This window comes from Chryseobacterium paludis, assembly GCF_025403485.1.
GTDB lineage: Bacteria > Bacteroidota > Bacteroidia > Flavobacteriales > Weeksellaceae > Chryseobacterium > Chryseobacterium paludis.
Map to the genome: position 1 here is coordinate 3,925,727 of NZ_CP099966.1, position 23,835 is coordinate 3,949,561.

The window sequence follows — 23,835 nt, forward strand, 5'->3', positions numbered from 1 at the left end:
TTTTTGTTGTGATTTTATAATGTTTCGCAATTTTAAAAATCACCCTGAAATTGAGATGTTAGATTAAAATTTTGATTACTAACAAATTTACTATCTAATTGATAATAAATAATATTAAACTGCGATATTTTTTTATCCAAAAACGAGATTACATCATTACGCTGTTCACTTGTAACTTGTTCAACTTTTATCTTAAAACCTTTATTTAAATAACTTCCAAAGTAAAATCCGTCTTTTAAAATTTCGCTTTCGTGATCTGATATTTTTTTGAAGTTTGGGTTTTTCAGATCTTTGTCAGATAATGCGTTGATCAGTTTATGTTTTCCTAAGTGGTTTGTAACAATTCCCCAAGAATAAATAGGCAGCGCCACATCAATTTTCTTGATAGGGTAGTTTTCTAGTTTTGAAAGATAGCTTTTTAAAATATTGACGTCCAGTATGGAATTTTTATCAGATGTTTCCAAAGGTGAAGAAGTGGAATAACACATCAGATAAACTTTTGTCACAGGAGGTATGCCCATTTGCATTTTATCCTTTACCTGGTGAAGGCGAAGGGTGCAATTTATTTCTTTACCAGAGATTTTTTTTAGCTCTTTTAAAAAATTGAAATAATCATCACGGGTTCCTGCTGTCCAGTCACAATCTATTTGTATTTCCTGATTGACTTTTAAATGATATTGAGTAATTTTCTTTTGGATTAAATCGTTAACATGTTTAGCGAGAAATTGTATCTCGTCCATTGAAATGTTCAGGAAAGTCGGATTTGTTATAAATACTGTTGGGACTATTTGTTTATCTGTTTGAAAACTAGGGTCTTTGGTAATAACTGCTACAGGCTCAAATCTCCCATTTACCTTGTCAATATCAAAAAATCTTGTATATAAATAAGGTGTTGTAACTTCATTTAAGGCTTTTTTCTCTTCCAGCTCTAACGAAAGTTTCGTTTTCCAGTAATAAAAAGTATACGGATGCTCTGTCTTTTTGCTACATGAAGTAAGCAAAATGAGGACTATTAAAAACTTGGCTATTTTCATTATTGATAAAAAACGCTTTCACAGGTACAACTTCCTTTATCACTTTCTAAGGCAGAACAACAATCTTCAGATTTCTGAATATTTCCTTTTTCGTCAGTAAGATAGATTTTTTCTTTATCAAACTTTACATAAAATATTTCATTAAACTTCTTGAATTGTGCTTTCATTACTGTAGGGTTATACTTTCCAGCATTCATTTCCTCAGTGGTCTCTTCTCCACTAGCCTGATTTACCTGAACATAACCAAAATATACATCACCATTCTTTTTTACATCAAGATAATATGCTGGTGTCCCGGTTCCACTATAACCTTCCACAATGTTGAAGGATCTTTTGCCAGTGAAGGGCGCTTTTGACTGGGCGAAAGAAAAAATGCTTATACACAGAATAAATAAGCTGAATACCTTTTTCATTTTTTTTATCAAATTTAAAAATATTTAGGCAAGAATTAGACCGTAAAAACCCGGTATTTAGGTTAGTTTTTAAGTTTTAAAGAAAGGCGTAAAAAATAAAACCATCCCAATAAAGGAATGGTTTATTTAATATAGAAAAAAGAGTATTAGAATACTGTTGCTGCAAGTTGAATTCTCGCATATTTATTAGAAGGATTCCACATTGCCATCATAGAAACTGGAAGTGTATAATGCTCTGTTATTTTTAAAGCTTTAGTTGCTTTTATACCAACATTCACTATATCGAAACTGTTTTTTCCATTTCCATATAAAAAAGTACTGTCATTAAAAGCAAATCCACCACCTACGAAAGCATCGAGATTTACCTTTTGATGGGCAATTACAGGATAACTCACTTGTACATAAGTAGAATATTTATTCTTTTTATAACTTCCATCCGGCTCCAAAACTACTTCTCCAGCATTGGCTCCACCATATAACATAATATCAGCTTCAACATTTAAAGGAAATGAGGGTCCAAAAGTATAATTGGTCCTTAGATCAATAATATGTGCCGTTCTTCTATTAGAGTAATTAAAGATGTCATCTGAGGCAACGGTTGTATTGATGTTTCTGGAATTAAATAAATCCCATAATCCAATATAAATCCGCCCATCTGAGTACTGAACATAATAATTGATTTCCTTGTAATGCGTACCATCTTTATCATCGGTTAAAGAAGATGCGCCCCATATTCCGACTTTCCATTTTTTTTCTTTATCCAGAGCGTAAGAAAGATTTCCCATTACCACAGGTTTATCTGTAATAATTAATCCTCGCCATAAATGGTTGTTCTGAATATTAGCGGTGAAATCTAGACGACCTTCGTCTTTGGTTTCTGTATTCTCCTGGGCAAAAAGAGACCCTGTACCTAAAATAATTAGGCATATAAAAAATAGTTTTTTCATTGTGTAAACTTTCTTTAGTTAACTTAAAGCGAGGTGCAATAAAGCCGCAAGAGTTGCTCCTAAAATAGGTCCCGCAATAGGAATCCAGGCGTAGCCCCAGTCACTTCCTCCTTTTACAGGAAGAATTGCATGCATAATTCTTGGTCCTAAATCACGAGCAGGATTAATAGCATAACCTGTCGTTCCTCCTAAAGATAGACCGATTGCCCAAACCAACAATGTAACAGGTAGAGCTCCAATTGTTCCCAAACCGATCTTAGCATTTGGATCATTGTTTAAAGTGAGATTCGGATCAGCAAAATGGAAGATCACAAAAACAAGAACGAATGTCCCAATGATTTCACTAATGAGATTTGAAATAGGTTTTCTAATCGCTGGGCCAGTACTGAAACATGCTAGTTTTGCACCTTCATCTTCTGTAATGGCAAAATGGTCTTTATTAAATACCCAAACCAAAAAAGCACCTAACATTGCACCAATCATTTCTCCGGCGATATATGTCGGAACTAAGTCCCATGAAAATTTTCCTGCGATGGCTAAACCTAATGTTACTGCAGGATTCAGATGGGCACCACTGATTGGCCCTGCAATGGTTACACCAACGAAAACTGCCAGAGCCCAAGCCGTGGTAATCACAATCCAGCCGGAACCGTTACCTTTCGTTCCTTTTAAAACAACGTTTGCCACTACGCCGTTTCCGAGTAGTATCATAAGCATTGTCCCGATAATTTCTGCTATAAATGGAGTCATAGTTTATGTTTTGTTTAATGGAAGTTAATCTTCTATCCAGTTTTGAGAGCGCTTTACAGCTTTGTTCCATAAATGGATCATTTTATCCGCTTTCTCTTTTTCCAGTTCAGGTTGGAAATGTTTATCTACGATCCACTGAGATTGGATTTCATCAATGTTCTTCCAATACCCTACAGCAAGGCCTGCAAGATAAGCAGCTCCCAATGCTGTTGTTTCTAAGGTTTTTGGTCTTGTTATTTTGACTCCTAGTAGATCTGATTGGATTTGCATCAGTAAATCACTTTTGGAAGCTCCACCGTCAACTCTTAATTCAAGACTACCAGTTCCTGCATCGGCCTCCATTGCTTTTACAATATCGTAAACCTGGAATGCAATTCCTTCTAAAGTTGCTCTTGCAATATGTGCATTTGTTGTTCCACGGGTTATCCCTACAATTGCTCCTCTGGCATATTGATCCCAGTAAGGGGCTCCTAAACCTGTAAGCGCAGGAACGAAATAAACTCCGCCGTTATCTTCAACGCTTTTAGCAAGATCATTGATCTCATCAGCTGAGTTGATCAATTTAAGGCCATCTCTCACCCACTGTATTGCGGCACCACCAACAAAAACACTGCCTTCTAAAGCATAATTTACTTCACCATTGATTTTCCATGCAACAGTGGTCAGTAAATTGTTTTTAGAATGAACGGCCTCTTTTCCTGTATTCATTAATAGGAAGCATCCTGTACCATATGTGTTTTTAACCATTCCTGGAGTAGTACACATTTGTCCGAATAAAGCTGCCTGTTGATCTCCTGCTATTCCTGCAATTGGAATTTTAGTGGAAAATAGAGTAGTTGCTGTTTCTCCATAGATCTCACTGCTTTGCTTAACTTCAGGCAGGATGGCTTTTGGAATATTAAATAACTCTAAAAGTTCATTATCCCACTCTAACGTCTGGATATTAAGAAGCATAGTTCGGCTCGCATTAGAAACATCTGTAATGAACATTTTGCCACGTGTAAGTTTCCATACCAACCAGGTATCAACGGTGCCAAAACACAATTTACCTGCTTCTGCTTTTTCTCTTGCTCCTTCTACATTGTCAAGAATCCACTTTAGCTTAGTCGCTGAAAAGTAAGCATCCAGTACCAGTCCCGTTTTCTCTTTGATCATGTCCGTATATCCTTGCTCTTTTAAAGAGTCACAATATTTAGACGTTCTCCTGTCTTGCCATACGATAGCATTATAAACAGGATCACCAGATTCTTTATCCCAAACGATCGTAGTTTCACGTTGATTGGTAATACCTATTGCGGCAACTTCCAATCCTGAAATACCTGCTTTAGCTATAACTTCAGCTGCTACCGAAACCTGAGAAGACCAAATTTCGTTAGGGTCATGTTCTACCCATCCGGGGGTAGGAAATATCTGTTCAAAACTTTTCTGAGAAACAAATTCTATTTCTCCGCTGTGATTGAATAAAATGGCTCTTGACGAGGTTGTACCTTGGTCCAGAGCGAGAATCAACTTTTCACTCATACTGTGACATTAATTAAGGTTAGATGGGTCTTGGTGAATAAGGAATCAGTAAATATCCTTTCGCCAATTCGATAAACTCTCTTTCCTGCTCATTGGCCCACTGCTCTGAATATCCGTTTTCTTTTGCGATGATGAAAGCGATTTTGTGTGCACTGTCGATCGCAGCTCTAGCATCTAAAAATAATAAACGGACTCTTCGGGCAAGGATATCCTCAATGGTCTGTGCCATTTCGCTTCGGATTGCCCAAATTGCTTCAGCAACTGTAAATGGATGATCAGGATGTATTTTTTCTGAAAATTCAGGATTGCTCTGTTGTAGTTTTTTGATTTCGGGTATGTCTGATCCGTAGACATATAAATGGTTGGTTCGATCAACCGCTTCAGGATTCATATTCCCATGAATGGAAAGATGTTCGGTTTTAGAAGCTGTTGTTCCTAATTGATGAACCTGCATGGCTTTATCTATCGTGTCTTGTGCCATTTTACGGTAGGTTGTCCATTTTCCTCCAATGATAGAAACCAAACCTGTATCAGATGTTACCACTTTATGACTTCGCGAAACTTCTTTCGTACTTTTGCTTCCGTCTTTTGGAGCAGCAAGTGGGCGAAGCCCTGCATACACTGATTTTACATCTTCCCGTGTTGGTTTTTTTGATAAATATTGTCTTGCTGTATTTAGAACAAATTTAATTTCTTCTTCCAGCGCACGAGGCTCAAAACTTTCGCTTTCAAGTAAGGTATCAGTTGTTCCTACTAAAGCTCTGTCGTGCCAAGGAACGACAAATAGAACTCTTCCATCCGAAGTTTTCGGAATCATGATAGCATCATCGCTTTTTAAGAAAGATTTATCCAAAACCAAATGGATTCCCTGACTAGGAACCACAAATTTTCCGTGTTTTGGATTATTCATGTTTAATATGTCATTGGTGAAAACTCCGGTTGCGTTGATAACCACCTTTGCATGAATTTCGAATTGCTGTTTTGTAAACTGGTCTTCAGCAACTACACCAATTACTTTATCAGAATCGTTTTTAATTAGATTAATTACCTTAACATAATTAACAGCCGTTCCACCTTTTTCAATGATCGTTTGTGTTAAGTTAACTGCCAATCGTGCGTCATCAAACTGTCCGTCCTGATAAACGACCCCGCTTGCCAGGTTTTTTTGTTCAATAGTTGGCAGCTTTTCAATTGTTTTTAATTTACTAATGTATCGAGTTTTGCCTAAGCTTAATTTTCCTGCAAGAAAATCGTAAATCGAAAGTCCAATTTTATAATAAATTCCTCCCCACCAAGTATAATTAGGAATGATGAAAGATTGATTCTTTACTACATGAGCGGCATTTTTTGCCAGTAATCCTCTTTCCTTTAATGCTTCCTTTACCAAACCAATATCTCCCTGTGCTAAATACCGTACGCCACCGTGTACCAGTTTTGTACTTCTGCTGGAAGTCGCTTTCGCAAAATCGTGAGATTCCAACAGTAACGTTTTAAATCCTCTGCTTACTGCGTCCAATGCCGAACCTAAACCGCTTGCTCCTCCACCAATGACCAGAAAGTCCCATTCTTTTACGGTGGTTAATTTGCTGAGTTCTTCATTTCGTTTCATAATGTTTCGTTAAGTTTCGAATTCAAAGCTAATAATTAAAAATGAAACTAAAAAGAAAATAAGTGAAATTTTAATGTCTTGAAAAAAAATAATAACTTTGGTGAAAGAAAAAGAATGGAAAAATTAATACCAAGGCATAACGAGATACTGCATGAACTGGACAAAAAAGACTATGTTCTCGTACAAGAGTTATGTGAAAAGTATAATGTTTCTTCAGTTACGATTCGAAAGGATTTGAATTATTTAGAAAGCTTAGGTCTTCTTTTTCGAAATCATGGTGGTGCGAGTAAGCATGTAAGATATGCTTATGAAAAGAATGTAGATGAAAAAGAAACAATTAATGTAGAAGCAAAACAAAGTATTGCTAAAGCTGCTCTAAAGCTGATTGAAGAAAACGACTGTATCATTCTGGCTTCTGGAACTACGATGCATTATCTTGCAAGGATGCTGGTGAACTTCGGAAGGCTTACAGTTCTTACTTCGTCATTAAGGGTTGCATTAGAGCTATGTAACAATCCCAACATTAATATTATACAGTTAGGCGGGGAAGTGAGAAAAAGTTCCACTTCAATCGTAGGTTCTATCTCTGAGACCATTCTTGCTCAGTTTTCTTGTAATAAACTATTTCTGGGTGTTGATGGGATTGATATGGATTTTGGAATCAGTACATCCAATGCAGCTGAAGCACATCTTAATCAACTCATGATAGAGTGCTCCGATAAGGTGATGATATTGGCTGATTCATCAAAGCTGAATAAGAAAGGCTTTGGAAAGATTGCTTCTTTGGATAAAGTTGATTATTTAATTACAGATGAAGCGATTCTGGAAGAAGATAAAAAGAACCTTGAAGAAATGGGTTTAAGTGTTATTACGAGATAGCTTCCACCTTGTTCCGGGGTAAGTTCAAAATGCATTCTAAAGCATGTTTTATTTTGTAAGCTACTAAAAATCAAAATATTTTGCTATAAAATTTGCCAATCTAAAAATTATCCATAAATTTGCACACTCATTTTAGGGGAAAAGTATGCCCATCTCAAACGTGGAAATTACTTTAACCATCTAAAAATGGGTATAAATAGAGGATAAATTTTATTATAACATAAACAATGTCAGGTATTATTGGTAAAAAAATCGGTATGACGTCTTTGTTTAACGAAGAAGGAAAAAACATTCCTTGTACAGTTATTCAAGCTGGTCCGTGCTCGGTTTTACAGGTCAGAACCATAGAAAAGGACGGCTACAAGTCAGTTCAATTGGGTTTCGATGACAAGAGTGAAAAGAACGTTGGTAAAGCGTTAGCTGGCCATTTTAAAAAGGCTGGTTCTGCTCCTAAAGCTAAATTAGTAGAGTTCTACAGAGAATTCGTTGATGAAGTAAAAGTAGGAGAAGAAGTAAAAGTTGATCTATTCGCTGAAGGTGAATTTGTTGACGTAACAGGAACTTCAAAAGGTAAAGGTTTCCAGGGTGTTGTTAAAAGACATGGCTTTGGAGGTGTAATGCAAGCTACTCATGGTCAGCACAACAGACTTAGAGCTCCAGGTTCTATCGGTGCTGGATCGGATCCTTCGAGAGTATTCAAAGGAATGAGAATGGCGGGTAGAATGGGAGGTAAGCAGGTAACTGTTCAAAACCTTCAAGTATTAAAAGTGGATCAAGAACAAAATCTTTTAGTAGTAAAAGGTGCTGTTCCGGGAGCTAAAAATTCTTATGTAATTATCAGAAAATGGAACTAGTAGTATTAAATACATCAGGAAAGGAGACCGGAAAAAAAGTAACTCTAGACGAATCTGTATTCGGTATTGAGCCAAATAAGCACGCGGTTTACTTAGAAGTGAAACAGTACCTTGCTGCACAAAGACAAGGAACTCATAAATCAAAAGAAAGAAGCGAAATTACTGCTTCTACTAAAAAACTTAAGAAGCAAAAAGGATCTGGATCTGCTAGATATGGTGATATTAAATCTCCAACTTTCAGAGGTGGAGGTAGAGTATTCGGACCTAAGCCAAGAGACTACAGATTCAAATTGAACAAAGCTCTTAAGAGATTAGCTAAAAAATCTGTTCTTTCTCAGAAAATGAGAGACAACAGCATTAGAATTGTGGAAGGTTTGAGCATTGCTGCTCCTAAAACTAAAGATTTCATCACTATCTTGAATGCGTTAGCATTAAGCGATAAGAAGTCTTTATTCATTCTTCCTGATACTAACAAGAATGTGTATTTATCTTCAAGAAACTTACCTAAGACTAAAGTGATGAAGTTCAATGAAATCAGTTCATATGACTTAATCAATGCAGGTGAGATCGTATTCTTAGAAGGTGCAGTTGAAAAATTCCAGGAAAATCTAAAGAAATAAATCATGTCAGTTATTATTAAACCAGTTATTTCAGAAAAAGCAAACTATCTTACAGATTTAAGAGGTGCTTATTCTTTCTTGGTAGATACTAAGGCGAATAAAATCCAAATTAAGAAAGCTGTAGAGGCAACTTATGGTGTGAAAGTAGCAGACGTTAGAACCATGATTTATGCGCCTAAAGTTTCTTCGAAACACACTAAAAAAGGTCTTCAAGTAGGAAAGACAAATAAATTGAAAAAAGCGGTTATCACTCTTGCTGAAGGAGAAGTAATCGATATTTTCGCTGTAAATTAATTATTAATTATAAATAATAGTAATGTCTGTTAGAAAATTAAAACCTATCACCCCAGGACAGAGATTCAGAATTGTAAACAATTTTGAGGAAATTACTACCAACAAACCAGAGAAATCTCTAACAGTTGGTATTAGTAAGTCAGGTGGACGTAACCAAACTGGTAAAATGACCATGCGTTACACCGGAGGTGGACACAAAAAGAAATACAGAATTATCGACTTCAAAAGAAACAAGCATGATGTTGAAGCAACGGTAAAAACTGTAGAATACGATCCAAACAGAACTGCATTTATCGCTTTATTAGAGTACGCAGACGGAGAGAAGAGATATATCATCGCTCCAAACGGTATTAAAGTAGATCAGAAAGTAGTTTCAGGAGAAAGCGTAGAACCAAATGTAGGTAACGCAATGAAATTGAAAAATATTCCATTGGGTACTGTTATTTCTTGTGTTGAAATGAAACCTGGACAAGGTGCTATTTTAGCAAGAAGTGCTGGTTCTTCAGCTCAATTAACTTCAAGAGACGGAAAATATGCAATCATCAAATTGCCTTCAGGAGAATCTAGAATGATCCTTACTGAATGTTATGCAATGATTGGTTCGGTTTCTAACTCGGATCATCAGTTAACTGTATCAGGTAAGGCTGGTAGAAGCAGATGGTTAGGTAGAAGACCAAGAACAAGAGCGGTAGTAATGAACCCAGTAGATCACCCAATGGGTGGTGGGGAAGGACGTTCTTCTGGAGGTCACCCAAGATCTAGAAATGGTATGCCGGCTAAAGGTTACAAAACTAGAAAGAAAAACAAAGTGTCTAACCGTTACATCGTATCTAAAAGAAAATAATTATGGCAAGATCACTTAAAAAAGGACCGTTCATCGCATATACTTTAGATAAGAAGGTTCAGGCAAACATAGAGTCTGGTAAGAAGACAGTTATTAAAACTTGGTCTAGAGCATCGATGATCTCTCCGGACTTCGTAGGACAAACTATTGCAGTACACAACGGGAAATCTTTTATCCCAGTTTATGTTACTGAAAACATGGTTGGTCACAAGTTAGGCGAATTTTCTCCAACAAGATCTTTCAGAGGTCATGGTGGTAATAAAAATAAAGGAAGCAGATAATCATGGGATCAAGAAAACAAGATAGTTCAATCGCAAGAAAAGAAGCTAACAAAGATGTTGTAAAAGCTTCATTAAATAATTGCCCATCTTCTCCAAGAAAAATGAGATTAGTAGTTGATATCATTAGAGGAGAACAGGTAGATAAAGCTCTTTATATTCTAAAATATTCTAAAAAAGAAGCCTCTAACAAGTTAGAGAAATTACTTCTTTCTGCTATGGCAAACTGGCAGGCTAAAAATGAAGGTGCTGATATAGAAGAAGCAAACCTTATCATTAAAGAAATATTCGTGGATAGTGCAAGACAATTGAAGAGACTAAGACCAGCTCCACAAGGTAGAGGTCATAGAATCAGAAAAAGATCTAACCACGTTACATTAATCTTAGGTAATAAAGAAAATTAATCAAGGTATGGGACAGAAGACAAATCCAATTGGTAACAGATTAGGTATCATCAGAGGATGGGATTCTAACTGGTTTGGTGGAAACGATTATGGAGACAGAATCGCTGAAGACTACAAAATCAGAAGATACCTTGAAGCTAGATTATCTAAAGGTGGGATTTCAAAAATTTATATTGAAAGAACATTAAAATTAGTAACAGTTACTATTACTACTGCTAGACCGGGACTTATCATCGGTAAAGGAGGTCAGGAAGTTGATAAATTAAAAGAAGAATTGAAGAAACTTACAGGTAAGGATATTCAAATCAACATTTTCGAAATCAAAAGACCTGAACTTGATGCAGTATTAGTTGCTGATAGCATTTCTAAGCAAATTGAAAACAGAATTTCTTATAGAAGAGCTGTTAAAATGGCTATAGCAAGCACAATGAGAATGGGTGCTGAAGGTATCAAAGTTCAAATCTCTGGTAGATTGAACGGTGCTGAAATGGCAAGAAGCGAATCTTTCAAAGACGGAAGAATTCCTTTATCTACTTTCAGAGCTGATATCGATTATCATATTGCAGAAGCTCACACTACTTACGGTAGACTTGGGGTTAAAGTTTGGATTATGAAAGGTGAAGTTTATGGTAAAAGAGAACTTTCTCCACTAGTAGGACAACAGAAAAAAGGACCTTCAGGAGGTGGAAACAGAGGTGGAGATAGAGATAACAGAAGACCTTCAAGAGATAAAAAAAATAATTAATAAAATTTTAGAGGATAGTTTTTAAATGACCGTTACTTTTTTAAAATCTAAATTCTAAAATCTAAAATTTAAGAAATTATGTTACAACCAAAAAGAACCAAATTTCGTAAAGTTCATAAGATGAAGATGAAGGGGATTGCTCAGAGAGGTAATCAACTTGCTTATGGTACTTTCGGAATCAAAGCTACAGAAGGAGCTTGGATCACTGCAAGACAAATTGAAGCTGCACGTATTGCTGCTACAAGATATATGAAGAGAGAAGGTCAACTATGGATCAAAATATTTCCAGATAAGCCTATTACTAAAAAACCTGCCGAAGTAAGGATGGGTAAAGGTAAGGGTGCTGTGGAATATTGGGTAGCTGTAGTAAAGCCGGGTAAAATTTTGTTCGAAGTGGGTGGAGTATCTTACGACATCGCTAAGGAAGCTTTAAGACTTGCTGCACAAAAATTACCGGTAGTTACCAATTTTGTAGTTGCTAATGATTTTGTTAAACCTCTATAATCTTTGAATACAATGAAAAAAGCTGAAATTAAAAATCTAAGCGCAGAAGATATTCAAGCTAAATTGACTGAAGCAAAAGCTGAATTCACAAAAATGAAATTAGCTCATAAAATCAGTCCGCTTGAAAATCCAATTCAAATCAAAGATTTGAGAAAGACAATCGCAAGACTAAATACAGAGTTAACCACTAAACAACAATAAGATTTTCATACATTATGGAAAGAAACTTAAGAAAAGAAAGAATCGGAATAGTTTCCAGCAATAAAATGGAAAAGACCATTGTTGTAAGTGAGACTACTAGAGTGAAACACCCGATGTACGGTAAATTCGTATTAAAGACGAAGAAATATACTGCACACGACGAGAACAACGAATGCACAGAAGGAGATACAGTTCTTATCCAAGAAACAAGACCTATGAGCAAGAGTAAAAGATGGAGATTAGTAAGAATCATTGAAAAAGCTAAGTAATGTTACAAACAGAATCAAGATTAAAAGTTGCTGATAACACAGGTGCTAAAGAAGTATTGGTTATCAGAGTTCTGGGAGGAACCAGAAGAAGATATGCTTCAGTTGGTGATAAAATCGTAGTTACTATTAAAGATTCTACACCATCAGGAAACGCAAAGAAAGGTCAGGTATCTAAAGCAGTTGTAGTAAGAACTAAAAAAGCAGTTAGAAGAAAAGATGGTTCATACATCAAATTCGAAGACAATGCTTGTGTTTTACTAAACGCTGGAGGAGAAATGAGAGGAACGCGTGTTTTCGGACCAGTTGCTCGTGAGTTGAGAGACAAAGAATATATGAAAATCATTTCATTAGCTCCTGAAGTACTTTAATTTTTAAAATTTTTATAAGAAAATGTCAAAGTTAAAAATAAAAAGAGGAGATAACGTAATCATTACTACTGGTAAGAAAGATATCAAAGGTAAAACTGGTGAAGTTATTGAAGTGATCAAAAAAGAAGGAAAAGACCCTAGAGTAATCGTTGCAGGACTTAACATCATTAAGAAACACGTTAAGCCTTCAGCTTCAAATCCTCAAGGAGGAATCGTAGAAAGAGAAGCTTCTATTCATATCTCAAACATCGCTTTAGTTGGTAAAGACGGTAAAGCTGTAAAAGTAGGTTACAAAACTGAAGGAGATAAGAAAGTAAGAATCGACAAAAAAACGGGTGAAACTTTATAATTTTAAATAACACATGGAATATATAGCAAGACCCAAGAAAGCATATAACGAAACAATTGTTCCTGCAATGATGGAAGAATTTGGGTACAAATCTGTAATGCAGGTACCTAAATTGGAAAAAATCATCCTATCTCAAGGATTAGGTGATGCCACTGCAGACAAAAAGATCATTGATTATGCTGTAGAAGAACTTACAAATATTACTGGACAAAAAGCTGTAGGTACAATCTCTAAGAAAGATGAGGCTGCCTTCAAATTGAGAAAAGGAATGCCTGTAGGTGCTAAAGTTACTTTAAGAGCTCATAAAATGTATGAATTCTTAGACAGACTTACTGCTTCAGCTTTACCACGTATTAGAGATTTTTCTGGTATCAAAGCTGATGGTTTTGATGGTAGAGGTAATTATAACTTAGGTATTACTGAGCAGATTATCTTCCCTGAGATCGTAATTGACAAAGTGAAAAAAATCCAAGGGATGGACATCACTTTCGTTACTACTGCGAAAACAGATAAAGAAGCGAAAGCATTATTAACTCACTTCGGTTTACCATTTAAAAAGAACTAAGAAATGGCTAAAGAATCAATGAAAGCGCGTGAGCGCAAAAGAGAAGCACTAGTTGCTAAATACGCTGACAAAAGAAAAGCTTTAAAAGAAGCTGGTGATTATGATGCACTTCAAAAATTACCTAAAAATGCTTCTCCTGTAAGATTACACAACAGATGTAAACTAACAGGTAGACCAAGAGGTTACATGAGAACTTTCGGTCTTTCAAGAGTAACTTTCAGAGAAATGGCTAACAATGGCCTTATCCCTGGAGTGAAAAAAGCTAGTTGGTAACAATTAATAATTAATCGGGACAATTAAGTTGTCTGGAAACTAAAGAAAAAAAATATCAGACCTAAGATTTTCTGAAGTCTGATATTTTAATCTTCAAGTCTTTTCAATACTGATTGTCTTCAACCAATAATTTAAAATAGAAAAATGGTAACAGATCCAATTTCAGATTTCCTAACAAGAGTAAGGAACGCACAAAGCGCAGGCCACAAAGTGGTGGAAATTCCTGCATCGAAAATCAAAAAGGAGATTACGAAAATCTTATTTGATCAAGGGTATATCTTAAACTTCAAGTTTGAAGATAGCGCTGTTCAAGGGACAATCAAAATCGCTTTAAAGTATGACAAGCAAACTAACAAACCAGCTATTAAATCTATTCAGAGAGCTTCAAGACCAGGTTTGAGACAGTACAAAGGTTCAACTGAACTTCCAAGAGTACTAAACGGTTTGGGTGTAGCTATTATCTCAACTTCTAGAGGAGTAATGACAGATAAGAAAGCTAGAGAAGAGAAAGTAGGCGGTGAAGTAATCTGCTATGTTTATTAATTTTTAATCAAAGGAAAATGTCAAGAATTGGTAAAGCAATTATAACAGTTCCTTCAGGTGTTACAGTTACTGAAAATAACGGTGTTGTAACAGTTAAAGGTCCAAAGGGAGAACTTACCCAGGAACTTACAGAAGGAATTACTTTAGAACAAAAAGATGGAGAACTGACTTTTAACAGACCATCTGATTCTAAGCAACACAGAGCGCTTCACGGTTTATACAGAGCGTTGATCAACAACATGATTGTAGGAACTGCTGAAGGTTTCACAAAACAGTTAGAACTAGTAGGGGTAGGATACAGAGCTTCTCATTCAGGTCAAAAACTTGAATTAGCTTTAGGATTCTCTCACGGTATTGTTTTAGAACTTCCAAAAGAAGTGGTAATCGATACATTGACTGAAAAAGGTAAAAACCCAATTATTACTTTAACGTCTTATGATAAGCAACTTCTTGGAATGGTGGCTGCAAAAATCCGCTCATTCAGAAAGCCTGAGCCGTACAAAGGAAAAGGTGTAAGATTCGTTGGTGAAAATGTTAGACGTAAAGCTGGTAAATCTGCTTAATAAATTATAAGAAAATGGCATTAAGTAAATTAGAAAAAAGAATAAGAATAAAAAGAAGAGTAAGAGGAAAAATCTCTGGATCTTCTGAATTGCCAAGATTATCGGTATATAAGAGTAATAAGGAAATTTACGCTCAGTTAATCGACGATAAAAATGGTAAAACTTTAGTATCTGCTTCTTCTAGAGAGAAAGGAGTTGACGCTAATGGAACTAAAATTGAAGTTTCTGCTGCTGTTGGTAAAGCTATTGCTGCTAAAGCAGTTGCTGCAGGAATTGAAAGTATTGTGTTTGATAGAAACGGTTTCGTATACCATGGAAGAGTGAAAGCTCTAGCTGATGGTGCGAGAGAAGGAGGACTTAAATTCTAATCATTAAATTTCGGAAAATATGTTAGGACTAGATAATATAGAAAGAGTAAAACCGGGAGGATTAGAATTAAAAGATCGTCTCGTAGCTGTAAACAGAGTAACAAAAGTAACTAAAGGTGGTAGAGCTTTCGGGTTTTCTGCTATTGTTGTTGTTGGAAATGAAGAAGGAATTATTGGTTACGGTTTAGGAAAATCTAAAGAAGTTGCTTCTGCAATTGCTAAGGCAGTTGAAGATGCTAAGAAAAATCTTGTGAAAGTTCCTGTAATGAACCATACAATTCCTCACCAAACTACTGCTAGATACGGTGGTGCAGATATCTTCTTAAGACCTGCTTCTCACGGTACAGGACTTATCGCCGGTGGTGCGGTAAGAGCAGTATTGGAATCTGCTGGTATTCACGATATCCTTTCAAAATCTAAAGGATCTTCTAACCCTCACAATGTGGTGAAAGCTACTTTCAAAGCGTTGTTAGATATCAGAAGACCTGAAGAAATTGCAAGAATGAGAGGAGTTTCTTTAACTAAAGTGTTTAACGGTTAATATAAAAACAATGGCAACAATCAAAGTAAAGCAAGTAAGAAGCGCTATTGGAAGAACAAAAACCCAAAAGAGAACGCTTGAAGCATTAGGATTTAAGAAACTTCACCAAGTTGTAGAACACGAAGCTACGCCTTCTATCTTAGGGATGATAGCTGCAGTTAGTCATTTACTTGAAGTTCAAAAATAATTTTAAAAAGAAATTAAAATGAATTTAAACAACATAAAACCTGCTGCAGGTTCTACTTTTAATTCAAAAAGAATTGGTAGAGGACAAGGTAGTGGAAAAGGAGGTACTTCTACAAAAGGTCACAAAGGTCAAAAAGCTAGAGCTGGTTATTCTCAGAAGATCGGTTTCGAAGGTGGTCAGATGCCTTTACAAAGAAGATTACCTAAGTTCGGTTTCAAAAATGTAAACAGAAAAGAATTTAGAGCAATTAACCTGGATTCTATCCAGACTTTAATAGAAAATAAATCTATAACAGGAGATATTACTAAAGAAGTTCTAATCGAAAACGGTTTAGCTACTAAAAACGAAATTGTGAAGATTATGGGTAGAGGTGAATTGAAATCTGCGGTTTCAATCTCTGCTGACAAATTCACTAAATCTGCTGAAGAGCTTATTGCTAAAGCAGGTGGAAAAGCAATTACATTATAATAGTAACTAATGAAAGAATTTATACAAACCCTCAAAAATATTTGGAGCCTTAAAGAATTAAGAGATAAAATTATCTTCACTTTAGGTATTATCCTTGTGTATAGATTCGCATCTTATATCTCTCTACCTGCAATTAATCTTGCACAAGTAGGAGATCTCTTAGAGCATTATAAAAGTCAAGGCGGTAACAAGCAAGGAGCAGGTCTCCTTGGCTTGCTTTCGTCGTTTACAGGGGGGGCTTTCAGCCACGCTTCTGTTATGGCACTTGGTATAATGCCTTATATTTCAGCTTCTATTATTGTTCAGTTGATGGGGATGGCAATTCCTTATCTTCAGAAACTTCAGAAAGATGGAGAGTCAGGTAGAAATACATTGAATCAAATAACTAGATGGTTAACTATCGGAGTTTGTTTAGTACAGGCACCTTCTTATTTAACTTCTATTACTCAATTATTTTTGCCGTACGCTCAGTTCCAGTCTGCATATTATGTAGAGCCAAATTCTATCATGTTCTGGTTACCAAGTATTGTTATTTTGGTTGCCGGTTCAGTATTTGCAATGTGGCTAGGTGAGAAAATTACTGATAAGGGAATCGGAAATGGTATTTCTATCCTTATTATGGTTGGTATCTTATCTAGATTACCTGAAGCATTTGTACAGGAAATGGCCGTGCAGAACGGAAAAGGAGGGATGGGGTCTATTATGATCCTTATTGAGGTAATATTCTGGATGTTGGTTGTTCTCTTAGCAGTAGTACTATCTGTTGCTGTGAGAAAAATTCCAATTCAATATGTAAGCAGAGCGCAAGCAAGAGGAGGTGTAAATAAAAATCTTATGCAAGGAGCAAGACAGTGGATCCCATTGAAAGTTAATGCGGCTGGAGTTATGCCAATCATCTTTGCTCAGGCATTGATGTTCGTACCAGGTTTATTAACCAAATTTGACGAATCCAATACTTTTCTTGCAGGTTTCAAGAATGTTTTTAGCTGGCAATACAATGTATTGTTTGCATTGCTAATTATAATCTTTTCATTTTTCTATACTGCGATTACAATTCCGGTTAACCAAATGGCTGATGATTTAAAGAGAAACGGAGGTTTAGTACCGAAAGTAAGACCAGGAAAAGAGACGGCTGATTATTTAGATGATATTTTATCAAAAATTACCTTGCCAGGTGCAATATTTTTATCTATCTTTGCAATCCTTCCGGCAATTGTACACGGAAGCTTAGTTCAGACAGATGCGTTCGCCCTATTTTTCGGGGGAACATCACTATTGATTATGGTTGGAGTTATTTTAGATACTGTTCAACAGATTAATACATATCTGCTGAACCATCATTATGATGGCTTAATGCAGTCTAAATTATCAAGAACGACTGGATATTAATTTATGGCAAAACAAAAACATATTGAACAAGACGGCGTGATAACGGAAGCACTTTCGAACGCCCAGTTCCGTGTAGAGCTAGAAAATGGGCATATACTTATCGCTCATATTTCTGGTAAAATGAGAATGCATTATATTAAACTTTTACCTGGTGATAAGGTAAAACTAGAAATGTCTCCCTATGATTTGACAAAAGGGAGAATTACTTTTAGATATTAAACAAACGCCAAATGGAGTCTTCGGGTTTCCATTTGGCTATTGTTAAAAAATAAATACTATCAAATGAAAGTTAGAGCATCAATAAAAAAAAGAAGCGCTGATTGCAAGATTGTACGCAGAAAAGGTGTGCTTTTCGTAATCAACAAGAAGAACCCAAAATTTAAACAAAGACAAGGCTAATATTAAATTATGGCGAGAATTGCAGGTATTGATTTACCAAAAAACAAAAGAGGCGTTATCGGTTTAACTTATATTTATGGGGTTGGTAGAAGTACATCTTCTGAAATCCTTAAAAATGCCGGTATCAGCGAAGACAAGAAAGTCAACGAATGGAATGACGATGAATTGGCTGCAATTAGAACTTACATCTCTGAAAACGTTAAAGTAGAAGGAGAATTGCGTTCTGAAGTGCAATTGAACATCAAGAGATTGATGGACATAGGATGCCAACGAGGAATACGTCACAGACTAGGACTACCTTTAAGAGGCCAGAGAACGAAAAACAACTCTAGAACCCGTAAAGGAAAGAGAAAAACTGTTGCTAACAAGAAAAAGGCAAGTAAATAATCGTTAGGAATTATGGCAAAACAAACTAAAGTAGTTAAAAAAAGAAAAGTAAAAGTTGAAGCTATTGGTGAAGCGCATATTCAAGCTTCTTTCAATAACATCATCATTTCTTTAACAAATAAAAGCGGAGAAGTTATCTCTTGGGCGTCTGCCGGTAAAATGGGTTTCAGAGGTTCTAAAAAGAATACTCCATTTGCTGCTCAAATGGCAGCTGAAAATTGCTCTAATGTTGCTCACGAAGCTGGGTTAAGAAGAGTTAAGGTGTTTGTGAAAGGTCCAGGTGCAGGTAGAGAATCTGCTATCAGAACTATTCACAATTCAGGAATTGAAGTTAGCGAAATCATTGATGTGACTCCTATGCCACACAATGGATGTAGACCACCAAAAAGAAGAAGAGTTTAATTTTTAGAATTTACCCATTATGGCAAGATATATTGGACCTAAAACTAAGATTGCTAGAAAGTTTGGTGCTGCAATCTACGGAGATGATAAAAACTTCGAAAAGAGAAAAAACCAACCGCCAGGACAACATGGTCCTAACAAAAGAAGAGGTGCTAAAAAATCAGAATATGCAGTTCAGTTAGCTGAAAAGCAAAAAGCTAAATATACTTATGGTATTTTAGAAAAGCAATTTGCAAACTTATTCGATAAAGCACACAGAAGTAAAGGTGTAACAGGTGAAGTTTTATTACAGCTTTGCGAATCAAGATTGGATAACGTTGTATATAGATTAGGTTTTGCTAAAACAAGATCTGGTGCAAGACAGTTAACTTCTCACAGACACATCACTGTGAATGGTGAGATTCTTAACATTCCGTCTTATTTAGTGAAAGCTGGTGATGTAATCGCTGTAAGAGAAAAATCTAAATCTCTAGAGGTTGTTGCTGATGCTTTGGCATCAAAAGCAAACTATGAGTGGTTACAATTCAACGATGAGAAAAAAGAAGGTACTTTCGTATCTGCTCCTGAGAGAATCCAAATTCCGGAAGACATCAAGGAACAGCTTATCGTCGAACTTTACTCTAAATAATTTTTTAATCAAATTTTTGCTCAACCCAATAATATGGCAATTTTACAATTCATAAAACCCGATAAAGTAATTTTACTTAACTCTGATGAATTTAAAGGTCAATTTGAATTCAGACCTTTAGAACCAGGTTTCGGGCTTACAATAGGTAATGCTTTGAGAAGAGTGTTGCTTTCTTCTCTGGAAGGATATGCTATTTCATCTATCAAAATAGAAGGTGTAGAGCACGAATTTTCAACTATTCCAGGAGTAATCGAAGACGTTACTGAAATTATTCTTAACCTTAAGCAGGTTAGATTAAAATCTACAGCAGAAAACCAGTCTAATGAGCAGGTTATCGCTAAGGTTTCAGGTCAAACGATTATTACTGCTGGAGATTTAGGTAAATCAATCAACGGATTTGAGATCTTGAATCCAGAGTTGGTTATTTGTAACCTAAACAGTGATGTAACTTTCGAAATTACTTTCAATGTAGAAAAGGGTAGAGGGTATGTTCCTTCTGAACAAAATAAGTCGAACAATGCACCAGTAGGTACTATTGCAATCGATTCTATTTTTACGCCAATTAAGAAAGTACAATACAGCATTGAAAATTATCGTGTAGAGCAAAAGACAGACTACGAAAAACTTGTATTAGATATAGAAACTGATGGTTCCATCAGTCCTCAAAATGCTTTAACAGAAGCTTCTAAGATATTAATTTATCACTTCATGTTGTTCTCTGATGAGAGAATCACTCTTGAAACTGAAGCTGTAAAAGCATCTATCCAATATGACGAAGAAACTCTTCATACAAGACAACTTCTTAAATCTAAATTAGCAGATATGGATCTTTCAGTGAGAGCCCTAAACTGTTTGAAGGCGGCAGAAGTAGAAACGTTAGGAGAATTAGTTTCTTACAGTAAGTCTGATTTGATGAAATTCAGAAATTTTGGTAAAAAATCTTTGACAGAACTAGAAGAATTAGTGCATTCAAAAGGTCTTAACTTCGGTTTCGACGTTGCAAAATATAAGTTAGACGCTGATAAATAATTAATAATGAGACACGGTAAAAAATTCAATCACTTAGGAAGAACAGCTTCTCATAGAAGTGCTTTACTTTCTAATATGGCTTGTTCTCTAATTGAGCATAAAAGAATCAACACTACTGTAGCTAAAGCGAAAGCTTTAAGAGTATATGTTGAGCCCCTATTAACAAAAGCAAAAGAAGATACTACACATAACAGAAGAATTGTTTTTTCATATCTTCAAAGTAAAGAAGCAGTAACTGAATTATTCAGAACAGTAGCTCCAAAAATCGCTGAGAGAAATGGCGGTTATACAAGAATCATCAAAACTGGTTTCAGACAAGGTGATGCTGCTGATATGGCTCTTATCGAGTTAGTAGATTTCAATGAGCTTTACAATCCTAATGCTGAAGAGAAAAAAGCTACAAGAAGAAGTAGAAGAGCTACAACTGCTAAAAAAGTAGAAGCTGTAGTTGCTGATGCTCCTGTAGTAGAAGAAAAAGTGGAAGCTCCTACAGCTGAAGCTGCAGACTCTACTGAAGAGAAAACTGAAGAATAATATTCATTCAGATATATATAAAAAACCGTTCAATTACTGAACGGTTTTTTTTGTTTTTATAATCTGGATTTTAAGATACAGTATCATTACGAAGTCATATTAGATCTTCGTTCTTTTCAATTCAATCACATTATTACCCTGTTCAAGGTGTAAACTATCACCCTTCACTCTTGCGGTCATATCATCTTTTTTATAAATGGTTTCCCCGTCTTTGCTTTCTGTTTTAGGAAGAGTAAAGGTTTTCTTATTACTTGTTATAGCAACAGTAGTTTCTTTCGGATCATTCTTAAAAACAACTTTTACCAAAGATCCGTCGGTTGCTTTATAAACATAATCTGTTTTTTCAATTCTTTTGCCATTCACATCAACAATTGATGTGTTTTCGGAGGCTGAGTCAATTTTCCCATTGGCATCTGTAATTATGGAAGCAGAGCTATCAATTTTGAGAACGTTTTTATTTCCACTCTCAGCTTTTTTACAACTTACAAATGATAATGCAGCAAGTGAAGCTGTTATTAGAAGTTCTTTTTTCATGTATATTATTTTTAATATGTTCAATTTAATTAATTCTTAATGATAAGAGAAATTTGATTAAATTTAGTAAAAACAAAAAACAAACCAATAACCACGAACTCAAATTTAAAATTACACAAAAGTGTAATTGATTCTACTTTGTTTTCTGTTGAAATTTGTATTAAACAAAAATAACGGACATGAGCATTTCCATAGCTATAGTAGAAGATGAAAAAAACTACAACAATGCGTTGAAGAAAGTCATCAATTACCAGACTGACATGAAAGTGATCGCTCAGTTTTATGATGGAAATGATGCACTAAACAATCTCTCTAAAATTTCTCCCAACGTTGTCATGATGGATATTCAGCTTCAGGATATGCTTGGAATTGAAATCATAGAAAAATTACGTAAGGATATGCCGGATACTCAGTTTATTATGTGTACGAGTTTTGAAGATGACGAAAAGATCTTCAATTCCCTAAAAGCTGGTGCAATGGGCTATCTTATAAAAGGAGAAAGCATGGATAAGATTCTTACTTCTATCCGTGATGTATATAATGGTGGTGCTCCCATGAGCTTTTCTATAGCAAGAAGGGTCTTGAATCATTTTGAAAAGAAGATCACAGATGTAAAAGGATATGATGAACTGACCAATCGTGAGAAGGAAATTCTTGAACTCCTTTCGCGAGGACTGTTATACAAAGAAATTGCAGATCAGAAATGCATTAGCATGGATACCGTAAAAAAGCATGTCGGAAATATCTATAGAAAATTGCATGTAAGCAATAAAGTAGAAGCGATCAATAAATTTAACCATTTTAAAAACTAAGAAACCATGAGAACGTTAGAAACAAAAAGAGAGATTATTAAATTAATATTTGATAATCTGAATAATCTCACTAAAGAAGACTTAATATCAATTTCAGATCTATGTTCATCTATCTCAAACATTGATTCAATTGGTAAGAAAAGAGATTTGGATATCTTAAATTTGGTGAATTTTTATAGGAATCCAAATCCTGTACCTGCACCTATAGGAGAAGGTTCAATTAGAATGTTTAACCGTCAAAGCTTTTCATATTTACAAAAAGTGTTTGTTATTCAGCCCAATATTGTAAATTTTTTGTTGGATGAAGGAAGTAATAAAATTGACATTTTTTTATTAGAAAGAGAAAAGAATCTTGATGTTGCTTATGGGAACTCGACTGATAAACAGTTCTATTATATCAATGGAGTAAACGGTGGCAACATAATGAGTGATTTTGTTAATCAAAGGAAGTTGTTTGAAGGGAATCTAAAAAATTTACTGGACATAAAGAAAAACCCTAATGGCCATATATGCCCTACCAAAATTATGATTGATAAGATAGATCTGGAAAAATTTAATCAATTTAAAGTAGGGAAAAATAATCCACAAGTGGAATTAGTGACTGGAATTAACCAAGATAGATCCAACAGTGATTTCTTTAATAGGGTAACATTAGTAATGAATTTTGTAAGTGAGATAGATGGTACACTTATTCCAGATCCAAATTATTATTTTGATACCTATCATCTTTGTCCTCCAGGGACTTGTTAACTATGATACAAGATTTTATATATTACTTTTTACTAGTGATGTGTCTTGTTGCTTCATTTTATAATGAAAAGGCAAGGCATAATTGCTTTTGGCTATACTTTCTACTGGTTTTATTTTATGAAATATTATTTTATTTTAGAGTGATTGGTGTTGAAATTTATGCAACATCGCCTATAGTATATTCATTATTTTTCATAAATGTTTATCTAAAAGAACTGTATAATGAAAAACGCTTTATTAGGTACATATCAAATGCAGTACTATTAATTGTTGGAGTTGTATTATACCCTAGTAGTAAAGGATATTCTATCAATTTGGGTATAATGATGTCTTTTATATTTATACTTTGTGGTCTAATTTGGTTATTTAACCAGTTTAAAAATAATAGTCAGATCCCCATAATATCTAAACAATTCTTTTGGGTAAGTGTATCTTTATTACTCTGGGCTGTTTTTTTTCTATTTAGAGTAACTCCTATGTATTTATTTGAAAAATCAGATGACGAGTTTCTTGCTGTATTAAATAAGATATTTCAACTGGTTACGATTACATCTTATATAATCTTTTTTAAAGGACTATT

38 protein-coding genes are annotated in these 23,835 nt (G+C 35.1%); 31 read left to right on the forward strand and 7 right to left on the reverse strand.

The genetic code is table 11. The features are described from left to right. Positions 1-32: 32 nt before the first annotated feature. The 6 genes from NG806_RS17790 to NG806_RS17815 all read right to left on the reverse strand — a co-directional run bounded on the left by NG806_RS17790 (position 33) and on the right by NG806_RS17815 (position 6,274). On the reverse strand, positions 33-1,034 hold the full coding sequence (locus NG806_RS17790; protein ID WP_261510951.1) for a hypothetical protein: 1,002 nt from the start codon (positions 1,032-1,034) through the stop codon (positions 33-35). Continuing rightward, positions 1,034-1,447 carry a hypothetical protein gene (locus NG806_RS17795; RefSeq protein WP_261510952.1) on the reverse strand — a complete coding sequence of 138 codons (414 nt, stop codon included), beginning with the start codon at positions 1,445-1,447 and terminating at the stop codon, positions 1,034-1,036. The genes NG806_RS17790 and NG806_RS17795 overlap by 1 nt, the downstream gene beginning before the upstream one ends. Positions 1,448-1,593: 146 nt before the next feature. After that, a complete protein-coding gene (locus NG806_RS17800) occupies positions 1,594-2,394 on the reverse strand; it encodes a hypothetical protein (RefSeq protein ID WP_214831125.1) in 801 nt (266 codons plus the stop codon). Positions 2,395-2,412: 18 nt separating this feature from the next. Further along, positions 2,413-3,144 (reverse strand): MIP/aquaporin family protein, encoded by a 732-nt coding sequence (locus tag NG806_RS17805; protein ID WP_214831126.1) that lies wholly within the window; start codon positions 3,142-3,144, stop codon positions 2,413-2,415. A 24-nt stretch (positions 3,145-3,168) separates the two neighbouring features. Continuing rightward, positions 3,169-4,665 carry a glycerol kinase GlpK gene (gene glpK / locus NG806_RS17810; protein ID WP_214831127.1) on the reverse strand — a complete coding sequence of 499 codons (1,497 nt, stop codon included), beginning with the start codon at positions 4,663-4,665 and terminating at the stop codon, positions 3,169-3,171. A 19-nt stretch (positions 4,666-4,684) separates the two neighbouring features. After that, positions 4,685-6,274 (reverse strand): glycerol-3-phosphate dehydrogenase/oxidase, encoded by a 1,590-nt coding sequence (locus NG806_RS17815; RefSeq protein WP_214831128.1) that lies wholly within the window; start codon positions 6,272-6,274, stop codon positions 4,685-4,687. Between the two features lie 114 nt (positions 6,275-6,388). On the opposite strand from NG806_RS17815, the gene NG806_RS17820 reads away from it, so the two are divergent. The 29 genes from NG806_RS17820 (at position 6,389) to rplQ (ending at position 21,159) form a co-directional block, all read left to right on the forward strand. Next, positions 6,389-7,153, forward strand: a complete 765-nt coding sequence (locus NG806_RS17820; protein ID WP_214831129.1) for a DeoR/GlpR family DNA-binding transcription regulator — start codon at positions 6,389-6,391, stop codon at positions 7,151-7,153. Between the two features lie 227 nt (positions 7,154-7,380). After that, positions 7,381-8,007, forward strand: a complete 627-nt coding sequence (gene rplC / locus NG806_RS17825) for a 50S ribosomal protein L3 (RefSeq protein ID WP_034738787.1) — start codon at positions 7,381-7,383, stop codon at positions 8,005-8,007. Further along, a complete protein-coding gene (gene rplD / locus NG806_RS17830) occupies positions 7,998-8,627 on the forward strand; it encodes a 50S ribosomal protein L4 (protein ID WP_214831130.1) in 630 nt (209 codons plus the stop codon). Before rplC ends, rplD begins: the two co-directional genes overlap by 10 nt. 3 nt (positions 8,628-8,630) lie before the next feature. Further along, positions 8,631-8,921, forward strand: coding sequence for a 50S ribosomal protein L23 (gene rplW, locus NG806_RS17835; protein ID WP_214831131.1), 291 nt, complete (start codon positions 8,631-8,633; stop codon positions 8,919-8,921). A 22-nt stretch (positions 8,922-8,943) separates the two neighbouring features. Beyond that, positions 8,944-9,765, forward strand: coding sequence for a 50S ribosomal protein L2 (gene rplB, locus NG806_RS17840; RefSeq protein ID WP_214831132.1), 822 nt, complete (start codon positions 8,944-8,946; stop codon positions 9,763-9,765). A gap of 2 nt (positions 9,766-9,767) precedes the next feature. Further along, complete coding sequence (gene rpsS / locus NG806_RS17845) at positions 9,768-10,046, forward strand: 30S ribosomal protein S19 (protein WP_027387215.1); 279 nt, start codon at positions 9,768-9,770, stop codon at positions 10,044-10,046. 2 nt (positions 10,047-10,048) lie between these two features. Beyond that, entirely contained in the window at positions 10,049-10,447 is a 399-nt protein-coding gene (gene rplV / locus NG806_RS17850) for a 50S ribosomal protein L22 (RefSeq protein ID WP_214831133.1), read from the forward strand. Positions 10,448-10,454: 7 nt separating this feature from the next. Continuing rightward, a complete protein-coding gene (gene rpsC / locus NG806_RS17855) occupies positions 10,455-11,192 on the forward strand; it encodes a 30S ribosomal protein S3 (protein WP_214831134.1) in 738 nt (245 codons plus the stop codon). A gap of 78 nt (positions 11,193-11,270) precedes the next feature. Further along, a complete protein-coding gene (gene rplP / locus NG806_RS17860; protein ID WP_054512044.1) occupies positions 11,271-11,696 on the forward strand; it encodes a 50S ribosomal protein L16 in 426 nt (141 codons plus the stop codon). Between the two features lie 12 nt (positions 11,697-11,708). Next, entirely contained in the window at positions 11,709-11,897 is a 189-nt protein-coding gene (rpmC, locus tag NG806_RS17865) for a 50S ribosomal protein L29 (protein WP_200241614.1), read from the forward strand. 11 nt (positions 11,898-11,908) lie between these two features. Further along, entirely contained in the window at positions 11,909-12,166 is a 258-nt protein-coding gene (gene rpsQ, locus NG806_RS17870; RefSeq protein ID WP_052186088.1) for a 30S ribosomal protein S17, read from the forward strand. Then, complete coding sequence (gene rplN, locus NG806_RS17875; protein ID WP_034684837.1) at positions 12,166-12,534, forward strand: 50S ribosomal protein L14; 369 nt, start codon at positions 12,166-12,168, stop codon at positions 12,532-12,534. Before rpsQ ends, rplN begins: the two co-directional genes overlap by 1 nt. Positions 12,535-12,556: 22 nt before the next feature. Continuing rightward, positions 12,557-12,883: a 50S ribosomal protein L24 gene (rplX, locus tag NG806_RS17880; RefSeq protein WP_179469468.1), complete on the forward strand. Its 327-nt coding sequence runs from the start codon at positions 12,557-12,559 to the stop codon at positions 12,881-12,883. Between the two features lie 13 nt (positions 12,884-12,896). After that, positions 12,897-13,448 (forward strand): 50S ribosomal protein L5, encoded by a 552-nt coding sequence (rplE, locus tag NG806_RS17885; protein WP_214831135.1) that lies wholly within the window; start codon positions 12,897-12,899, stop codon positions 13,446-13,448. A 3-nt stretch (positions 13,449-13,451) separates the two neighbouring features. Continuing rightward, positions 13,452-13,721 (forward strand): 30S ribosomal protein S14, encoded by a 270-nt coding sequence (gene rpsN, locus NG806_RS17890; protein ID WP_214831136.1) that lies wholly within the window; start codon positions 13,452-13,454, stop codon positions 13,719-13,721. Positions 13,722-13,865: 144 nt separating this feature from the next. Beyond that, complete coding sequence (gene rpsH, locus NG806_RS17895; RefSeq protein WP_214831137.1) at positions 13,866-14,264, forward strand: 30S ribosomal protein S8; 399 nt, start codon at positions 13,866-13,868, stop codon at positions 14,262-14,264. A gap of 17 nt (positions 14,265-14,281) precedes the next feature. After that, positions 14,282-14,827, forward strand: coding sequence for a 50S ribosomal protein L6 (gene rplF, locus NG806_RS17900; RefSeq protein ID WP_214831138.1), 546 nt, complete (start codon positions 14,282-14,284; stop codon positions 14,825-14,827). Positions 14,828-14,841: 14 nt separating this feature from the next. Next, on the forward strand, positions 14,842-15,195 hold the full coding sequence (rplR, locus tag NG806_RS17905) for a 50S ribosomal protein L18 (RefSeq protein WP_214831139.1): 354 nt from the start codon (positions 14,842-14,844) through the stop codon (positions 15,193-15,195). 19 nt (positions 15,196-15,214) lie between these two features. Continuing rightward, entirely contained in the window at positions 15,215-15,736 is a 522-nt protein-coding gene (rpsE, locus tag NG806_RS17910) for a 30S ribosomal protein S5 (RefSeq protein ID WP_214831140.1), read from the forward strand. 10 nt (positions 15,737-15,746) lie between these two features. Next, positions 15,747-15,923 (forward strand): 50S ribosomal protein L30, encoded by a 177-nt coding sequence (rpmD, locus tag NG806_RS17915; protein ID WP_007839493.1) that lies wholly within the window; start codon positions 15,747-15,749, stop codon positions 15,921-15,923. Between the two features lie 18 nt (positions 15,924-15,941). Next, positions 15,942-16,391, forward strand: coding sequence for a 50S ribosomal protein L15 (gene rplO, locus NG806_RS17920; protein ID WP_214831141.1), 450 nt, complete (start codon positions 15,942-15,944; stop codon positions 16,389-16,391). Positions 16,392-16,400: 9 nt separating this feature from the next. After that, on the forward strand, positions 16,401-17,780 hold the full coding sequence (secY, locus tag NG806_RS17925) for a preprotein translocase subunit SecY (RefSeq protein ID WP_089028776.1): 1,380 nt from the start codon (positions 16,401-16,403) through the stop codon (positions 17,778-17,780). 3 nt (positions 17,781-17,783) lie between these two features. Further along, positions 17,784-17,999 carry a translation initiation factor IF-1 gene (gene infA, locus NG806_RS17930; RefSeq protein ID WP_034684855.1) on the forward strand — a complete coding sequence of 72 codons (216 nt, stop codon included), beginning with the start codon at positions 17,784-17,786 and terminating at the stop codon, positions 17,997-17,999. A gap of 63 nt (positions 18,000-18,062) precedes the next feature. After that, complete coding sequence (gene rpmJ, locus NG806_RS17935; RefSeq protein ID WP_007839480.1) at positions 18,063-18,179, forward strand: 50S ribosomal protein L36; 117 nt, start codon at positions 18,063-18,065, stop codon at positions 18,177-18,179. 9 nt (positions 18,180-18,188) lie between these two features. Next, positions 18,189-18,566: a 30S ribosomal protein S13 gene (rpsM, locus tag NG806_RS17940; RefSeq protein ID WP_214831142.1), complete on the forward strand. Its 378-nt coding sequence runs from the start codon at positions 18,189-18,191 to the stop codon at positions 18,564-18,566. 12 nt (positions 18,567-18,578) lie between these two features. Next, positions 18,579-18,968 carry a 30S ribosomal protein S11 gene (rpsK, locus tag NG806_RS17945; protein ID WP_089028777.1) on the forward strand — a complete coding sequence of 130 codons (390 nt, stop codon included), beginning with the start codon at positions 18,579-18,581 and terminating at the stop codon, positions 18,966-18,968. Positions 18,969-18,987: 19 nt separating this feature from the next. Next, positions 18,988-19,596 (forward strand): 30S ribosomal protein S4, encoded by a 609-nt coding sequence (gene rpsD, locus NG806_RS17950; protein ID WP_214831143.1) that lies wholly within the window; start codon positions 18,988-18,990, stop codon positions 19,594-19,596. Between the two features lie 33 nt (positions 19,597-19,629). Beyond that, positions 19,630-20,625, forward strand: coding sequence for a DNA-directed RNA polymerase subunit alpha (locus NG806_RS17955; RefSeq protein WP_214831144.1), 996 nt, complete (start codon positions 19,630-19,632; stop codon positions 20,623-20,625). 6 nt (positions 20,626-20,631) lie between these two features. Then, positions 20,632-21,159, forward strand: coding sequence for a 50S ribosomal protein L17 (gene rplQ, locus NG806_RS17960; protein ID WP_214831145.1), 528 nt, complete (start codon positions 20,632-20,634; stop codon positions 21,157-21,159). 99 nt (positions 21,160-21,258) lie between these two features. On the opposite strand, the gene NG806_RS17965 is transcribed toward rplQ, so the two are convergent. Continuing rightward, positions 21,259-21,693, reverse strand: a complete 435-nt coding sequence (locus tag NG806_RS17965; RefSeq protein ID WP_214831146.1) for a hypothetical protein — start codon at positions 21,691-21,693, stop codon at positions 21,259-21,261. Positions 21,694-21,872: 179 nt separating this feature from the next. Here NG806_RS17965 and NG806_RS17970 point away from each other — a divergent pair, with 179 nt between their 5' ends. Both NG806_RS17970 and NG806_RS17975 read left to right on the forward strand, forming a co-directional pair. Further along, positions 21,873-22,505, forward strand: coding sequence for a response regulator transcription factor (locus NG806_RS17970; protein ID WP_214831147.1), 633 nt, complete (start codon positions 21,873-21,875; stop codon positions 22,503-22,505). Between the two features lie 6 nt (positions 22,506-22,511). Next, positions 22,512-23,255 carry a hypothetical protein gene (locus NG806_RS17975; RefSeq protein WP_261510953.1) on the forward strand — a complete coding sequence of 248 codons (744 nt, stop codon included), beginning with the start codon at positions 22,512-22,514 and terminating at the stop codon, positions 23,253-23,255. Positions 23,256-23,835: the final 580 nt, after the last annotated feature.

What these genes read in the sequence shown, in the direction of transcription:
- NG806_RS17790 (WP_261510951.1), bottom strand. Translation starts at nt 1,034, where the DNA reads ATGAAAATAGCCAAGTTTTTAATAGTCCTCATTTTGCTTACTTCATGT.
- NG806_RS17795 (WP_261510952.1), bottom strand. Translation starts at nt 1,447, where the DNA reads ATGAAAAAGGTATTCAGCTTATTTATTCTGTGTATAAGCATTTTTTCT.
- NG806_RS17800 (WP_214831125.1), bottom strand. Translation starts at nt 2,394, where the DNA reads ATGAAAAAACTATTTTTTATATGCCTAATTATTTTAGGTACAGGGTCT.
- NG806_RS17805 (WP_214831126.1), bottom strand. Translation starts at nt 3,144, where the DNA reads ATGACTCCATTTATAGCAGAAATTATCGGGACAATGCTTATGATACTA.
- glpK (WP_214831127.1), bottom strand. Translation starts at nt 4,665, where the DNA reads ATGAGTGAAAAGTTGATTCTCGCTCTGGACCAAGGTACAACCTCGTCA.
- NG806_RS17815 (WP_214831128.1), bottom strand. Translation starts at nt 6,274, where the DNA reads ATGAAACGAAATGAAGAACTCAGCAAATTAACCACCGTAAAAGAATGG.
- NG806_RS17820 (WP_214831129.1), top strand. Translation starts at nt 6,389, where the DNA reads ATGGAAAAATTAATACCAAGGCATAACGAGATACTGCATGAACTGGAC.
- rplC (WP_034738787.1), top strand. Translation starts at nt 7,381, where the DNA reads ATGTCAGGTATTATTGGTAAAAAAATCGGTATGACGTCTTTGTTTAAC.
- rplD (WP_214831130.1), top strand. Translation starts at nt 7,998, where the DNA reads ATGGAACTAGTAGTATTAAATACATCAGGAAAGGAGACCGGAAAAAAA.
- rplW (WP_214831131.1), top strand. Translation starts at nt 8,631, where the DNA reads ATGTCAGTTATTATTAAACCAGTTATTTCAGAAAAAGCAAACTATCTT.
- rplB (WP_214831132.1), top strand. Translation starts at nt 8,944, where the DNA reads ATGTCTGTTAGAAAATTAAAACCTATCACCCCAGGACAGAGATTCAGA.
- rpsS (WP_027387215.1), top strand. Translation starts at nt 9,768, where the DNA reads ATGGCAAGATCACTTAAAAAAGGACCGTTCATCGCATATACTTTAGAT.
- rplV (WP_214831133.1), top strand. Translation starts at nt 10,049, where the DNA reads ATGGGATCAAGAAAACAAGATAGTTCAATCGCAAGAAAAGAAGCTAAC.
- rpsC (WP_214831134.1), top strand. Translation starts at nt 10,455, where the DNA reads ATGGGACAGAAGACAAATCCAATTGGTAACAGATTAGGTATCATCAGA.
- rplP (WP_054512044.1), top strand. Translation starts at nt 11,271, where the DNA reads ATGTTACAACCAAAAAGAACCAAATTTCGTAAAGTTCATAAGATGAAG.
- rpmC (WP_200241614.1), top strand. Translation starts at nt 11,709, where the DNA reads ATGAAAAAAGCTGAAATTAAAAATCTAAGCGCAGAAGATATTCAAGCT.
- rplN (WP_034684837.1), top strand. Translation starts at nt 12,166, where the DNA reads ATGTTACAAACAGAATCAAGATTAAAAGTTGCTGATAACACAGGTGCT.
- rplX (WP_179469468.1), top strand. Translation starts at nt 12,557, where the DNA reads ATGTCAAAGTTAAAAATAAAAAGAGGAGATAACGTAATCATTACTACT.
- rplE (WP_214831135.1), top strand. Translation starts at nt 12,897, where the DNA reads ATGGAATATATAGCAAGACCCAAGAAAGCATATAACGAAACAATTGTT.
- rpsN (WP_214831136.1), top strand. Translation starts at nt 13,452, where the DNA reads ATGGCTAAAGAATCAATGAAAGCGCGTGAGCGCAAAAGAGAAGCACTA.
- rpsH (WP_214831137.1), top strand. Translation starts at nt 13,866, where the DNA reads ATGGTAACAGATCCAATTTCAGATTTCCTAACAAGAGTAAGGAACGCA.
- rplF (WP_214831138.1), top strand. Translation starts at nt 14,282, where the DNA reads ATGTCAAGAATTGGTAAAGCAATTATAACAGTTCCTTCAGGTGTTACA.
- rplR (WP_214831139.1), top strand. Translation starts at nt 14,842, where the DNA reads ATGGCATTAAGTAAATTAGAAAAAAGAATAAGAATAAAAAGAAGAGTA.
- rpsE (WP_214831140.1), top strand. Translation starts at nt 15,215, where the DNA reads ATGTTAGGACTAGATAATATAGAAAGAGTAAAACCGGGAGGATTAGAA.
- rpmD (WP_007839493.1), top strand. Translation starts at nt 15,747, where the DNA reads ATGGCAACAATCAAAGTAAAGCAAGTAAGAAGCGCTATTGGAAGAACA.
- rplO (WP_214831141.1), top strand. Translation starts at nt 15,942, where the DNA reads ATGAATTTAAACAACATAAAACCTGCTGCAGGTTCTACTTTTAATTCA.
- secY (WP_089028776.1), top strand. Translation starts at nt 16,401, where the DNA reads ATGAAAGAATTTATACAAACCCTCAAAAATATTTGGAGCCTTAAAGAA.
- infA (WP_034684855.1), top strand. Translation starts at nt 17,784, where the DNA reads ATGGCAAAACAAAAACATATTGAACAAGACGGCGTGATAACGGAAGCA.
- rpmJ (WP_007839480.1), top strand. Translation starts at nt 18,063, where the DNA reads ATGAAAGTTAGAGCATCAATAAAAAAAAGAAGCGCTGATTGCAAGATT.
- rpsM (WP_214831142.1), top strand. Translation starts at nt 18,189, where the DNA reads ATGGCGAGAATTGCAGGTATTGATTTACCAAAAAACAAAAGAGGCGTT.
- rpsK (WP_089028777.1), top strand. Translation starts at nt 18,579, where the DNA reads ATGGCAAAACAAACTAAAGTAGTTAAAAAAAGAAAAGTAAAAGTTGAA.
- rpsD (WP_214831143.1), top strand. Translation starts at nt 18,988, where the DNA reads ATGGCAAGATATATTGGACCTAAAACTAAGATTGCTAGAAAGTTTGGT.
- NG806_RS17955 (WP_214831144.1), top strand. Translation starts at nt 19,630, where the DNA reads ATGGCAATTTTACAATTCATAAAACCCGATAAAGTAATTTTACTTAAC.
- rplQ (WP_214831145.1), top strand. Translation starts at nt 20,632, where the DNA reads ATGAGACACGGTAAAAAATTCAATCACTTAGGAAGAACAGCTTCTCAT.
- NG806_RS17965 (WP_214831146.1), bottom strand. Translation starts at nt 21,693, where the DNA reads ATGAAAAAAGAACTTCTAATAACAGCTTCACTTGCTGCATTATCATTT.
- NG806_RS17970 (WP_214831147.1), top strand. Translation starts at nt 21,873, where the DNA reads ATGAGCATTTCCATAGCTATAGTAGAAGATGAAAAAAACTACAACAAT.
- NG806_RS17975 (WP_261510953.1), top strand. Translation starts at nt 22,512, where the DNA reads ATGAGAACGTTAGAAACAAAAAGAGAGATTATTAAATTAATATTTGAT.